At 42.3% G+C, this 14,646-nt stretch carries 11 protein-coding genes; 4 read left to right on the plus strand and 7 right to left on the minus strand.

Features of this window, described 5'->3' with window-relative positions; translation table 11 throughout:
- The first annotated feature begins 217 nt into the window (after positions 1–217).
- Positions 218–1,042: a sensor histidine kinase gene (locus NBH15_RS22025; RefSeq protein WP_250823556.1), complete on the plus strand. Its 825-nt coding sequence runs from the start codon at positions 218–220 to the stop codon at positions 1,040–1,042.
- Here the strand turns inward: NBH15_RS22025 and NBH15_RS22030 are convergent.
- The 3 genes from NBH15_RS22030 to NBH15_RS22040 all read right to left on the minus strand — a co-directional run bounded on the left by NBH15_RS22030 (position 1,014) and on the right by NBH15_RS22040 (position 5,769).
- Positions 1,014–2,657 (minus strand): peroxiredoxin family protein, encoded by a 1,644-nt coding sequence (locus tag NBH15_RS22030; protein ID WP_244050649.1) that lies wholly within the window; start codon positions 2,655–2,657, stop codon positions 1,014–1,016. The two genes, NBH15_RS22025 and NBH15_RS22030, sit on opposite strands and share 29 nt — an antisense overlap.
- A gap of 115 nt (positions 2,658–2,772) precedes the next feature.
- Positions 2,773–3,177, minus strand: a complete 405-nt coding sequence (locus tag NBH15_RS22035; protein ID WP_128135083.1) for a DUF6249 domain-containing protein — start codon at positions 3,175–3,177, stop codon at positions 2,773–2,775.
- 1,740 nt (positions 3,178–4,917) lie between these two features.
- A complete protein-coding gene (locus NBH15_RS22040; protein ID WP_250823557.1) occupies positions 4,918–5,769 on the minus strand; it encodes an Rpn family recombination-promoting nuclease/putative transposase in 852 nt (283 codons plus the stop codon).
- Between the two features lie 176 nt (positions 5,770–5,945).
- Here NBH15_RS22040 and NBH15_RS22045 point away from each other — a divergent pair, with 176 nt between their 5' ends.
- Positions 5,946–6,503, plus strand: a complete 558-nt coding sequence (locus tag NBH15_RS22045) for an RNA polymerase sigma factor (protein ID WP_250823558.1) — start codon at positions 5,946–5,948, stop codon at positions 6,501–6,503.
- A 2-nt stretch (positions 6,504–6,505) separates the two neighbouring features.
- The gene (locus NBH15_RS22050; protein WP_009859788.1) at positions 6,506–6,868 is read left to right on the plus strand and encodes a hypothetical protein; all 363 of its coding nucleotides are present in this window, start codon (positions 6,506–6,508) and stop codon (positions 6,866–6,868) included.
- On the opposite strand, the gene NBH15_RS22055 is transcribed toward NBH15_RS22050, so the two are convergent.
- The 4 genes from NBH15_RS22055 to NBH15_RS22070 form a co-directional block, all read right to left on the minus strand.
- Positions 6,780–8,945 carry an ATP-binding protein gene (locus NBH15_RS22055; protein ID WP_250823559.1) on the minus strand — a complete coding sequence of 722 codons (2,166 nt, stop codon included), beginning with the start codon at positions 8,943–8,945 and terminating at the stop codon, positions 6,780–6,782. The two genes, NBH15_RS22050 and NBH15_RS22055, sit on opposite strands and share 89 nt — an antisense overlap.
- Entirely contained in the window at positions 8,942–10,285 is a 1,344-nt protein-coding gene (locus tag NBH15_RS22060; RefSeq protein WP_250823560.1) for a sensor histidine kinase, read from the minus strand. The genes NBH15_RS22055 and NBH15_RS22060 overlap by 4 nt, the downstream gene beginning before the upstream one ends.
- A gap of 139 nt (positions 10,286–10,424) precedes the next feature.
- Positions 10,425–11,918, minus strand: a complete 1,494-nt coding sequence (locus tag NBH15_RS29415; RefSeq protein WP_250823561.1) for an ATP-binding protein — start codon at positions 11,916–11,918, stop codon at positions 10,425–10,427.
- A 66-nt stretch (positions 11,919–11,984) separates the two neighbouring features.
- Positions 11,985–12,500: a hypothetical protein gene (locus NBH15_RS22070; protein ID WP_250823562.1), complete on the minus strand. Its 516-nt coding sequence runs from the start codon at positions 12,498–12,500 to the stop codon at positions 11,985–11,987.
- Between the two features lie 219 nt (positions 12,501–12,719).
- Here NBH15_RS22070 and rpsA point away from each other — a divergent pair, with 219 nt between their 5' ends.
- Positions 12,720–14,519 (plus strand): 30S ribosomal protein S1, encoded by a 1,800-nt coding sequence (gene rpsA, locus NBH15_RS22075; protein WP_128135173.1) that lies wholly within the window; start codon positions 12,720–12,722, stop codon positions 14,517–14,519.
- Positions 14,520–14,646 lie beyond the last annotated feature (127 nt).

Raw genomic sequence — 14,646 nt, forward strand, 5'->3', positions numbered from 1 at the left:
CATCTCCAACAAATGGCTTAACAGACTCAGTTTTATACTGATTTTATTAGGAGGCCAGGTGATATGCCTGGAAAAATACAATGACCCTATTAGCATAAAACTAGTCATTTCACTCTTTTTCTCTTACATTCTTTTTCATCTTATTGCAGACCAATTATACCGGCTCAATAAAGAATGGAGGATAATTCTTGAAACTTTACTTACCGGAGGTTTACTCATGGGGACATTAACCATTGTTGCCTTAGCCGGAAATTATCAAATCACTAAAATCATTACAGAAAGATTTCCTGACGGAAGTTATAGCTTTATTCCCGGTCATTTTGATGAGATGCTGGAAACAACTGTGATCTTTTCCATTATATTAATTGCTTCCTGGTACTTCTATACTTACCTACTGGAAAAAGCGGAAGAAAAGAAACAACGTAAGATAAAAGAAACTATCCTAGAGAAAGAGCTGATCCATGCTCAACTGGAAGCTCTTCATGCTAAAATAAATCCTCATTTCTTATACAATTCTCTCAATACGATTGCCGGACTCGCCCTCGTCGATGGAGAAAAAACCAGACAAATGGCTTTGGCCCTCTCTCGTTTTTTCAGATACAGCATCAATAAGGAGCAGACAAATTTAATCTGTGTTTCAGAAGAGATCGAAATGATAAACACGTATCTGGATATAGAGAAAATACGTTTCAGGAACCAATTAGATTATAAAATAGAATGCGATACAGAATGTGAAAAAGAACTTATTCCCAGAATGTTACTTCAGCCACTTGTAGAAAACAGCATCAAGCATGGTTGGAATGTAGATTTGAATTCTATTCTTATACGGATTGTCATTAGAAAAGACAACAACCGGCTCATTATCTCAGTAAAAGATTCCGGAGCCCCTTTCAAGCCAGGCTTCATTCCCGGATATGGATTACAAAGCATCTATGATAAATTAGAACTTCTTTTCCCGAACAAGCATGATCTGTCAATCATTTCCCATCCGGAAAAAGAAGTCCGCATTATGATCAAGGTAACATCTCCGTCAAAATCTTAGTCACCTCTTCTGCCGAAGGATGGATTGCGAGGATCTTTCCATCCTTATCTACCAGATAGGTGCAGCCGCCACTGTTGCCGGCACCGTACATTTCCCAGATATTTCCTTTATCGTTCAGTTCGACTAAGTTCAACCAGGGGTATTTGTCCTGTTCGATTGCCTTTTTCATGGCATCCGTGTTATTATTTTCACGGGCAATGCCGACTACGGTGAATCCTTTGTCTTTAAATGCTTCATAAATAGGGATCATGCTGGATGACAAACGGCGGCACGGTCCGCACCAGGAAGCCCATAAGTCGATTAAAGCTACTTTTCCTTTTATCTGATCCGAAAGTTTTACCATATTTCCTTCAAGGTCCGGGGCGGAAAAGTCAATGTAAGAACCTCCGACCTTTACATTCAAACTCGCAATGATACGCTCCATATCCGTGATATAAGGATGGGAGGAGAATTTTTCTTTATACTTGTTTTCAAATATATCCTGATAGACGGAAACATCTTCCTCACCCGGACTATAGCGGGCCATCATAATAGCGCGGTCAAGCATCTGTTTCAAAATACATAAGCCGTTCAATGTCGGTTCTTTTTGCATATAATCGAGTTTCCATTGCCGAATGCCCTCAAAATATTCTTTATATTTCTTATTCAGCGCAATGCCTTCTTCTGAGAATTCTTTTCCGGCTTTGTTCAAACGGTCATATTCCGGATAAAGCGTTCTCCGTTCTTCGTCCGTTTTCGCAGCAGATATACGTTTCTTTAAATCATACATTTCTTTTGAATAATAGCGTTCCTCCTGATCCAGGGCATCCCGGTCCTTTTCCAATTGGTTCACAGGATACAATTTCTCCATTTCCTCCTGCATACGGATTTCTTCTTTATTCAAAGCGGATTCCGTTTGTAAGACACTATGCGGACGATGTTCCATCGGGTAAAGAGTGAAATGTAAAGTCCCTTTCTCGGAGATAAAATAGGTCGGACGCCAGGAACCGTTCAAGTGCTCTTCCCAGAAAACCAGTTCGTAGGTTTCGTTTTCATCCGCAGTCAGTGTATAACTGAATTTACCATCCCTGACAGGGATAGAAATAAACGGGGTAGTACGCATATCTTTCCCGGCACGTATCAATGTCAGGCGGGAACTTTCAGGGCGGTCTATTACTTCTCCTTCCAGTACACATTCAAAAGTACCGGGTTGAGCAGGCTGCTTTTTCAAATGTATGCCTTCGATATGGAAATCACCTTTTTCCGATCCTTCGATGAAACTGATGGCTTCTTCATTCTCATCTACCGGCTCAAAGAATAACGTAGCCGGAGAATTGCCGGATTCGGGCATATAAACCTCCTTATCCAGTTCAAAATCGGACGATTTCAGTAATTTGTATTTCTTTCCCGAAGTAACACCTTCCAGATAGGCACCCGAAGAGAGGCGAACCCAATAATTCGGACGGTTGTACATTTCTGCATAGAGAATCGTTGCCGTATCTGTCAGCTCCACCCGGTAGACTTCCATGGTTGTTGTATTTTTATTATCAATAACCGGATAATCAATAACGCGGCTTTGCTTTGTACAAGCGACACTGAGGCAAATCATCAGAAAAAGTAAGAGTCTTGTTTTCATAATCAGTCAAATCAAAGGATTAATAATTTATCAAAAGTAAGTAATATGCCACAATAAACAAAAAAATAAGGATGGAAGTATACCCCCACCCTTATCTAACACACAACTCCCCGAATTATTTATTCTTATCTTTCGACAACTTCAATTCAATAATAAAAGCTAGAATCAGCCCGATTCCTCCAAACAACAATACTGATGCACCATATACCGTACTGATCAATTCACGCCGCCACCAATTATCAAGACTAGAGTCTGCAAGAAACACAGAGATAATAAATCCGACCAGCAACCCCAATCCGATTCCTGCCAGCAAACATCCGGTTTTCAAAGAACTAAAAGAGAAATTAGTAGCCAGACGAGGTAAACCGATCTTCACATCGAAAGCGGAAGGCTCCAGTTTATCCCCGATCTTCTCAATAATAGCCAAACGTTCTTTTTTACGTACAAACAATTCAAACAAGCCGTAAATACCGGCACAAACTATTCCGACGATCAGCGGAACCATTATAAAATCCATCATAGCAGTAAGTATTAAATGTTTTTACTAATTCGTTTATAAGTTTGACGCAGCTTCTTAGAAAAGGTTACAGGTTTCATTATATCTTCCATAAAAAAATCGCTTGAAAATGGAGAAATCGCATTTTTATGTACATATATAATGATCAAGGCAGGTTACGACAGTATATTTGAGTAATGATAAATAAAATAAGAGATGAATTATCATAGGTTGAAATATTATTATGAAACTCCAATATAGAAATAAATGAGCTATCTGCTAATTATAGTATGAGCCAGTTATTGACGGTGTCTTCAGGCTGTAGGCCTGTAACAAATTAGCCCAGGGTTCTAACCCTGGGTTCCCTTGAATCCTTTTCTCTTTGAGGCACCCTGTAGGGGTGTGACAAGGTAGAAAGGGTTGATATTTATCTTGTACCGCCCCTACAGGGCGGAAAGACAGGAGCGGGTTTTATAATCCCAGGGTTCCAACCCTGGGCTGGTTTGTTAAAGCCTTACAGGCTTATATTGACACCGTAAGGGCGGTTCGCGAATCGCCCCTACCAACGACGCTACATTCAAACCTGATAAATTCTGAACTAAATGAATTCCACGAACAGGTAAATAAGTCTTCTATCTGCTATTTGCACCAAACAGGAGTTGATATGCTGGGAATATGTTATATACAAGATGGCAGGTGTTCCTTGCAAAATGTTGTGCACAATAATTGTATCAGCGTGGTGAACTTGTCATCGAGTGTTATTTAGTAGGTTACTGGCGATTATCTCAAAATCAGCCACTAACTAACTCATTAGTAATTAGTTGACATTACTAGTCTGTACAGGGAAACCAACTACGGTGTACAGGGTAACCGGATAAGGTGTACACCCTAACCGACTAGGGTGTACAGGGTAGCTTTACCAGGTAAGGACTTAATAGACAATAGGTAAGGGGGTATGTAATAGTTCCTCCTTTATCTATTTATAAGAAATGAAAGAACTAATTTAAAAAGTCACATTGCCGGATGAAAGGCAATGATAACTGATGCCGGCATTGCCGGAACGAAATGAGATTCATTTTTAACCTCCGTCGAGCGAAGCCTGCGCTGTATAAATCGCCCTCCAATAAAGTTTTCAAACTTCACCTTTCAGATTTCATTGCACATAATTACTTGAAAAATAACGGATCAGCCTGAAGGGTGCCTTATACAAGAAGTAGATTCCGATAAGTAGGCATCCGTTTGCCAACCAATAGTTATCCGTTCGTCAACCCCTAGTTATCTATTTGCCGGCGGCTATTTAACATTGAATTCTCGTATACATTTTTTGCAGTTTCATCCCTTCAGCCGGATGCATTGAAAAATACTCTATCCAGGGCATCTGAAAGCTGAAAGCAATAACATGCAATTCATAAGGAGAGCGAATCAGATAACAAACAGGCTTATATTTACGCTCTTGTATTTGATTCCGGGAATAGCTGTTTCCCAATTATAGAAATAATTGAACTATCTGTTTATAGTGACGGGAGTAACTAATTCCCCTCTTGAGAGGGGATAAGGGGTGTGTTAAAGCTAGTTATAGGGTGAAACTATAACACCCCCCCTTCCCCCTCTCAAGAGGGGAACCAGGTACAACCAGTTTATAATTTAGATAGTTCATTTTTGATAATAGCTGAAACATTCAAACCAGACAGAACCCTGATACAACAAATCAGCAAAGCACTCCGATGATTCGGGACTTTGCTGATTCAATATCGTGTGAATAGATTACAATCCGTTTATCTCTTCAACAGACAGGCCGGTGCACTGGGCAATTGTCTCAATATTAACTCCCTGATTTTTAAAATTGGCAGCAATTTGACGTTGTCCTTCGGCTATCCCTTCAAGCTTGCCTTTTTTCATGCCTTTCACCTCTGCTTCCTCTACCGCATATTCCAGCGTATTGCGCCAGTCACGGTAAATCTTCAGGTTCTCATCGTAAACTGCCCGTTCGTGAGGAGTCATTGCATTCAGGTTTGCTACGTCGAGCAGGCGTTTGAAAGCATCGTTTTTCTCCTTAAACGGAGACATATCAAATAAATTCATATTCTTCAATATATAAACCATATTTTCAAGAGGCGTTTTGCATTCCTCTTCTCTTAGATTGAACAGATCGAACGACAGATAAATCTGTTTCAGTTTGACCTCGCCAAAAGTTTTACCTGTCGCCTCATTGGCCAGCACCACATCGGTGCGCCAACTCTGAAATTCAGGCAGACTAAAGTTCAACAGGTAGATGCCATATACCGGAAGCAAGCTATACATCCAGTCTGCTCCGCTCTCTCCCTGACGGGAGATCATTCGACAAATGTAATAAAATCCGCGGTTAAAGAAATAATGTTGGGGACAATTCTGCATTTCGAGTATAAATTTACTCCCGTCCGCATCTTCACAAAGGAGATCGAAGATCACCGTGCGCTGTTCTATTACTTCCGGTTGGATTTCTTTATCGAGATAGATCAGGTCTTTCACCTGGCGTTCGCCCTCGAGCGTGGCGTTGATAAAGTCGATTGCTACTTGCTTTTCACCGAATACGGTTTTAAAAGCCTTGTCGAGCATGATGTTCACATACTTTTCCATAAGTCAATAGTTTTAGTTGTTTTATTACCCGATAGCAGGTAACGGGACAAATGTAGCCAATATTTTATTTAATCCAAACAGAGAAAGGGATTATTTAATTCAGGCGTAGAAAAATGTTTCACATTTTTCAGTTGTAAGTTGTAACCAAATTGCCGAACTTGCGTCCATAAGGTAGGATGGAGTTGTATAGCGACGCATATTACATAGAAAGAGTACAAGCGGGAGATACAGGATGCTTTGCCTGTCTGCTCGATAGATACAGTCGTCCGGTTCATTCGTTAATCCTTAAAATGGTACATAGTAAGGAAGACGCGGAAGAACTGGCGCAAGATGTATTTATGAAGGTCTTTCGTAATTTGTCGTCTTTCAAGGGCGATTGTAGTTTCTCCACCTGGATTTACCGGATTGCCTATAACACGGCTATTTCGGAATTGCGCAGGAAGAGACAGGAATTTGTCGCCATTGAAGAATCGCAGATCAGCAATGTATCGGAAGAAGAGGTCAGCGAGATGTTGGGACGTACTTCGACAACCGAACAACTCGATAAGCTGGAGGCAGCCCTCGGACAACTCCCCCCAGACGAAAGGGCACTGATACTGCTCTTTTATATGAAAGAGAAAACGGTGGACGAACTGACCGTGATAACCGGTCTTGGAGCATCCAATATCAAAGTGAAGTTACACCGCATACGGAAAAAGTTATTTGTATTAATTAAAGGAATGGAGGAAAATTAAATATGGACAGCAACAAAAAGAATCCTGATATACTGGAAAGCCTGTTCAGGCAAATGCCGGAAGAAGAGTTGCCCGCATCATTCCGTCTGAATGTGATGCAGCAGATTGCCAAAGAAACCGTCAAGGTTAAGAAACGGAACGAATGGTTCGGGTTGGCTGCTGTCATTGTGGCTTCGCTGGGGATGCTGGGGATGGCTGCCGCTTTCCTCTTCTACATGGATTTTCCACAAATAACCGTGCCGAAAATAACATGGCCGAAAATCGACCTCCCCATCTTTAGTTTTTATTTTTATATCGGAATACTAACGTTGTTCTTGTTGTTCCTTGACTATAAGCTGAGGAAGGTATTTCGCAAGGATGAGTAAAGACGAAACGGGCCCCGTTCTCGTAGGTGGGATCAATGGAAAGAGTTCCGCCCAGATGGTCTGCGATCAGTGTACAAATAGATAACCCCAGACCGGCACCGGATTTATAGTCGTCCAGTTTTTCAAAACGCAGGAAAACGGCGGACTGTTTCTCTTTCGGTATGCCACAACCGGTATCGGTCACAGAGATACGCACTTGTTTACCTCCTTCTTCGACTTTATAAGCCAGGTTGATTTCTCCTTCCTGCGTAAACTTGGCGGAGTTTGTCAGCAGATTGGTCAGGATTTGTTGTAAGCGCAACGTATCGGTATGAAGTATTACGGGAATGGTATCCGGGGTAAAAGTCAACTCCACTCCGTCCGGTATCCGGTGGCAAATACTGTCCAGGGCACTTTGACAACATTCAATTAACGGGTAATCATCAAATTTGAAGTTCAGATCGCCGGTTTCCATACGTGACAGGTCGAGTACATTGTTCACCAGGTTCAGCAACTGCTCCGTGTTATTATGGATAACGGAAGCATATTCCTCCCGTTCTTCGGGTTCAGTCGAGTCATCAACCAACAGGCCTGAAAAACCGACAATCGCATTCAAAGGCGTACGTATCTCATGACTCATATTGGCAATGAAAGCACTCTTCATCCGGCTGGCTTCTTCGGCCTTTACTCTTTCCTGTTTCAGATTATTCCTGGATTCCAGCAGGGATTGTTTCTCCTTCAACAGTTCGTTCTTCAGCCGACGCGCCCGCTGGTAATACCAGAAGAGAACATAAGAAAGATACAACAGGATAAGGGCCACGACAGTAAAGAAAAGGAGCAATTGCTGTTTTTGTTCCATACGTTCGCTGTTCAGTTGCATTTCGTGTTCCTGCTCCTGCCGCTCGTTCAGTTCGTGCAAAGTGCGAAGTTGGTTGATCTGCCGGAAGAAAGTCTCCTTATTTCGCTGTGAGTTCAGTTCATATAATTTATCATACAGTGTCAGAGCCTCTTCCGGACGGCCTTGTTCCTGCAATATATCCGCTTTAAACTGCAAGTCAGCCTGGATACATTCTGTCTTAAAGACTTCATCTATATATTTAATGGCAAGCGGGATATTGCCGATTTCCCTGTAATAGTGCGCCAACGCTGCCAGATAAGTATTCTGTACATAATCATCTTCCGTTATGATATTACCGACATATTTTGCGGCTTCCCCCAAAGCCCATTTCGCTTTATCCGGCCTGTGTTCTCTTACATAAAAGTCTGAATAGAAGCAATAAAGCAACCAATAATCTCTACCGGTCTTAACCATCACCCCGTCCCGATGATTCATCTCTTCCACTTCGTCGATCGCTTTTTTATAACGGGCCAGTATCTCTTCTGTTTGTTCGGGAGGACAGACACGGATTGCACATTCTGCCTGATAGGAGGTTATGCGCATCTTCGTATCAGCCCTTGTCTCATCCCGGCAATCGGCTTTCTTCAGCATTTCGAGTCCTTCCTGAAAAGCGACCACCGCATCACTGTCACGCCGTATCGCCTGATAAATCAATCCCAGACTTTCAGAGCAGCGAAGCAAGCCGTACGAATGTTTAAGCTCGCTTGCCAGACGATATTCATTCAAGGCTTCGTTCAATGCCAGTTCATAATCATGCGACCACAACAGATCCTGACAGGAATAACTTTTGACATCAAACAAAACATTCGAATATTCGTTCCGGCTTTTATCGATCGAATCGACCTTCCTGCTCCAGAATAACAAGCTATCGCGGTTTCCGTCATTATAATAATAGCGGGACAAACGCCTTAATGCCATATACATGGCTGGAACCGAATCGATTCGTGCCGCTTCCCGATAACTACGTTCAAGCCAGGAAACTTCTTCCGCATGTTGCTCATTTAAAGTAGAAAGACGAAGCAGGGCCGGTATAACCACATGGGGACAGGAGGTTTGTGACAATAATGATTTCAGACTATCTGTTTCATGTGCTACCCGGTCATTGTCCGATCCCGCCCAAAGAGAGAAAGATGAAATGCCACAGCATAAAATCAGTATTACAAACAAACTTCTCCTTTGATATGTAGTCTTCTCTTTCATTTTTTGTTCGATTGGGATGAAACCTCTTCGGTAAGTTCTAAATTACAGGGATGGACGAATACAAAACGCGCTCCCTTCGTATAAGAAGAATCTATGTATAGCGAACCGCCCAACTGGGCAGCAACAATCTGACAAATAGCCAATCCCAGCCCCGTACCTTGTTTAAATTCATCCAGTTTCTCAAAACGTTCGAATATTTTCCGATGCATTTCAACAGGGATACCGCAACCGGTATCGGTTACAATAAAACGGACAACTCCGTTTTCCGGGTCGGTTTCAAAAGAGAGGTCCACTTCGCCTTCGCGGGTAAATTTAACGGCATTCGAAAGCAAATGCCCCAAGAGCTGGTGCATACGGAAACGGTCGGTATTCAGTAGATACGACTCTAAAGAAGAAGAGCAGGTCAGTTTTACTCCGGGCAAAACTTTCTCTTCAAAAGAATTCAGTATCTCATGACAAATCTGCACGGCATCCCATTCCCTTATCGTAAAACTGAAATTACCGGATTCAAGACGTGACAGGTCGAGCACATCATTTATCAGGTTCATCAGCAACTCCGAACTATGGTTGATAGTAGAAGCAAAGGCAATCTTCTCGTCCTCCGGAAAAGAATCATCAACCAGCAACTCGGAAAAGCCGACAATCGCATTGAGCGGTGTGCGTACTTCGTGGCTGATATTGGAGATAAAAACCGTTTTCAACCGGTTAGCCTCAACGGCTTCCTCTTTGACTGCGCGCAATTGTTTCTCTGATTCGACCAGTGAATCTTTTTCGCATAATAATTCATTTTTCAACCGGCGGGTACGGCGATACAAACGATATAGGAGGAAAACAAGGATCAAGAGTATACCGACCGTAACCAAAACATGATAGAGCTGACGCTGTTTGGATGCGATCTGTGCATTCTGATATTCCAGTTCACGCTCTTGATTTTCACTATCGTTCAAATCATTCAGTAGGCGAAGTTGAGCCATCTGACAGTTGAATGCTTTATTATTAATTGCTGCGTTTAACGCCAACAACTTTTTATAAACCCAAATGGCTTCCTGCAATTGTCCGGAGTTACGCAGTACCTGTATTTTCTGGAGCATCAGATCCAGATCATCTTCCAACTCCAATGCTTTATCAATCGCCGACAGTGCCTGCCGGTTGATTGTTACCAATTCCTTCAAAACAGCTAGTTTCTCTTCAGGTGTCTTTGCTTCTTGCAGAACATTACGCAGACTATCTGTCCGGACTCTTCCCCGCTCGTTCTGGGAAAATGCGGAAGCAGCGTAAAGTAAAAGAACTACAACACATGCGAATTTTATACCCCTTTTAAACAGACTTTTCGTCTTCATGTATATTTTACTTACGGCGATTGGCAAACTTACAAATAAATATTTATAACGGACGGAATAATCAAAGATATTTTTCTGTAAGTTCTTTTGAATTTCAATCTTTATGCCCATCACCCATGACTATCTTATCGTTTCCGTTTCAGCAAGGATGCGTGAAAATAAACCTGGCCCCTTGCGTATAGCCGGCATCCACACGGATCGTACCTCCCAAAGCCCCGGCTATAGCCTGGCTGATTGAAAGTCCGAGGCCGGTTCCCTGCTTGTATTCATCCACTTTCTCAAAACGTTTGAATATTTGTGTGACTTTGTCGGCAGGTATCCCACAACCGGTATCCGTTACGATCAAATCGACATTCTTTTGCTCCTGCCCGATATGGAATGAAAGGTTTATTTCGCCTGCTTCCGTAAATTTAGCTGCATTGACCAACAGGTTTACCAGCAGTTGTTGCAAGCGTAGCGGATCCGTATTCAATATAAAAGAGGGAACTTCGGGAGTAAAATTCAGAGAAACACCTTCGGCAACCCGGTGACGAATCGTTTCCATCGCGTTCCGGCAACAATCGCCCAGTTCGACAGGGCGAAGGGAGAAACTCAGGCTCCCGGCTTCTATCTGCGAAAGGCATAATACGTCGTTTACCAGATTCAGCAGTAATTCGGTGTTATTACTGATAATAGAAGAAAACTCCTCCTTTTCTTCCTGCGTGCAGGAAGGGTCAGACATCAGGCTGGCAAAACCGACAATAGCATTCAGCGGTGTACGCACCTCATGGCTGATATTGGCTATGAAGGTAGTTTTTGCCTGATTCGCCTCTTCGGCTTTATCTTTTGCAATACGCAGGTTCTTTTCCGATTCAATCAATGCTTCCTTTTCTTGCAGTAACGCATTTTTCAAACGGCGGGTACGACGGAATGACAAGTAAAGGATATACAATACCAGCAACAAAATAACAGAAACCGACATAGAAAGGATTAGCTGATGTTCTTTTATATTCACATTCATCTGGCTGATTTCCAGTTCTTTCTTCTGTATTTCCTTGTCATTCAGATCATATAATGTACGAAGCTGGTTGATCTGCCGGGTAAAGGCCTCGTTATTGATCTTGGAAGTCTCCGAAATTACATCTTTATACGCCTGGATGGCACTAGCAGCATCTCCTGATTCGGATAAGATATCAGCTTTCAATTGGAGGCAATCGGGAGTTTGCCAACTTTCCAGCAGCTGGTCGATATATTTGTGTGCTACGGCATAGTTTCCAACCTCCTTATTATAACGGGCTTGTATATAAAGGTATGCAAATACGGCGAAATCATTACCGATAGTTTCCTTCCCGACAAACGATTCGGCACAATCCAGCGACTTACGTGCTTTTTCAAAATCTTTCCTTTTCAGATAGTATTCCGCATAAAACGAATGCATGATCCAACGATAACGATCTACCGGGTAGATGGCACCGGTATTTTTATTCACCGCCTCCTGCCTGTCGAGCAGATTTTTATATGTAGCCAGCAAGACTCCGGCACTATCCAACTTATTAATGCGTAAAAGCGATTCCAGCTGATAGGAAACCAGGCGGATACTGACTGTCAGGTTTTCTCCTATCTCCTCCTGTTTATCCAGAGCAGCCTGATACACAACGACAGCATCACTGTCTCGGCGGATAGCCTGGTAAATATGCCCCAGGTTCTCTCCGCAACGAATCTACCCGTAGGTATGATTCCTGCTGCACGCTAGGTTATAGAGACGGATAGCCTCATTCATAGCCAGTTCATAATTCTCCAACCATAAATGATCCAGGCAAACATAACTGTAGGCTTCGAACAAGCCATCCGAAAGTTCTTTCCGGCTTTTACCGACAGAGTCTATATATTTGGCCCAATAAACGACACTGTCCGATTTATTATCATCATAATAATAGCGGGAAAGATTTGCCGCTGCCGCATATACGGCCTGTACTGAATCGACCCGGTTACCGATATCCAATAATCGATGCAAATAACCGACTTCCTCCGGTTTCTGCCTGTAAAGGTCGGATAATTCTTGTAATGTTTTTATAGCGACATCGGGCGAAGGACTATGAGACAGGATGTCTTTCAGACTATCCAGACGTGTTGCGCGGTTTGTTGCTGCACCCTTTATACATATAAATATACAAAGTATACAAAAGAGACAGAGGGGACCCAGTTTTAGTTGCTGGCGAAAACGAGCTTTATGCATAGTATAGAATAATAAGGTGCAAAGATAATATTTTTTGCCAAAACATATTAATAATCAATGTATCTTGTGAAAGAAAAAGCAAGTGATATAAAGCATAAATTCCAAGGCAAAACTATTGTATATCAGAAAAAAACATTACCTTTGCCCCGATTTTTGAGAGATGACAACATAATGTCTAACTTACTAATTAAAACAAACTTAAGTATTAACAATTAGAGAATGGAAAATTTAAAGAACATTCAGCCGGTTGAAGATTTCAACTGGGACTCCTATGAAAAGGGAGAAACTTACGGTGACGTAAGCAAGGACGACCTTGTAAAAACGTATGACGAAACCCTGAACACTGTAAAGGATAAGGAAGTCGTTATGGGAACCGTTACTGCAATGAACAAACGTGAAGTTGTAGTGAACATCGGTTTCAAATCAGACGGTGTTGTATCAATGGCGGAATTCCGTTACAATCCGGATCTGAAAATTGGTGACGAAGTAGAAGTTTACATCGAAAACCAGGAAGACAAAAAAGGACAGTTGATCCTTTCTCACAAGAAAGCTCGCGCTACACGTTCTTGGGATCGTGTCAACGAAGCTCTTGAAAAAGACGAAATTATCAAAGGTTACATCAAATGTCGTACGAAGGGCGGTATGATCGTTGACGTATTCGGTATCGAAGCATTCTTACCGGGTTCTCAGATCGACGTTAAACCGATCCGCGATTACGATGTATTTGTAGGTAAGACAATGGAATTCAAGATCGTAAAGATCAATCAGGAATTCAAGAACGTTGTTGTATCTCACAAGGCTCTTATCGAAGCAGAGCTTGAAGCACAGAAGAAAGACATTATCTCTAAACTGGAAAAAGGACAGGTTCTGGAAGGAACTGTTAAGAACATCACTTCTTACGGTGTATTCATCGACTTGGGTGGCGTAGACGGTTTGATCCATATCACAGACCTTTCCTGGGGCCGTGTTTCTCATCCGGAAGAAATCGTTCAGCTTGATCAGAAGATCAATGTTGTTATCCTTGACTTCGATGACGAAAAGAAACGTATCGCTCTCGGCTTGAAACAACTGACTCCGCATCCTTGGGATGCTTTGGATCCGGACTTGAAAGTAGGTGACAAAGTGAAAGGTAAAGTGGTTGTTATGGCTGACTACGGCGCATTCATCGAAATCGCTGCCGGCGTAGAAGGTTTGATCCACGTATCAGAAATGAGCTGGACTCAGCACCTGCGCAGTGCTCAGGACTTCATGAAGGTTGGTGACGAAATCGAAGCAGTTATCCTGACTTTGGATCGTGACGAACGTAAGATGTCTCTGGGTATCAAACAGCTGAAAGCTGACCCATGGGAAGATATCGAATCTCGCTTCCCGGTTGGTTCACGCCACACAGCTAAAGTTCGTAACTTCACTAACTTCGGTGTATTCGTAGAAATCGAAGAAGGCGTAGACGGCTTAATCCACATCTCTGACCTTTCTTGGACTAAAAAGATCAAACACCCGAGCGAATTCACTCAAATCGGTGCAGAAATCGAAGTTCAGGTACTGGAAATCGACAAAGAAAACCGTCGTTTGAGCTTAGGCCACAAACAACTGGAAGAAAATCCTTGGGATGTATTTGAAACTATCTTCACAGTAGGTTCAATCCACGAAGGAACAATCATCGAAGTACTTGACAAGGGTGCTGTCGTATCTTTGCCTTATGGTGTAGAAGGTTTCGCAACTCCGAAACACCTGGTAAAAGAAGACGGTTCTCAGGCTGCTGTAGACGAAAAACTACAGTTTAAGGTAATCGAATTCAACAAAGAAGCAAAACGTATCATCCTTTCTCACAGCCGCATCTTCGAAGATGAACAGAAGGGTGCTAAGAAAGATGCTCCTGCTGGTGACAAAAAACCGTCAGCAAGACGCAACAACAAGAACGAAGAAGGTTCTGGAATGGTAACCGGTCCGGTTGAAAAGACTACACTGGGTGACATTGAAGAACTGGCTGCTTTGAAAGAAAAACTTTCAGGTAAATAATCAGTATCACTGATAACCGATATAAAGGAGTTGTTTTTTCGAAAACAACTCCTTTTTCTTTATTTCCTTCCCCTATTCACTCACTCAATAATGAAAGGCTATATATTTGTTGACTTTCATCTATTTT

The organism is Parabacteroides caeci, assembly GCF_023656795.1.
GTDB classification, from domain to species: domain Bacteria; phylum Bacteroidota; class Bacteroidia; order Bacteroidales; family Tannerellaceae; genus Parabacteroides; species Parabacteroides segnis.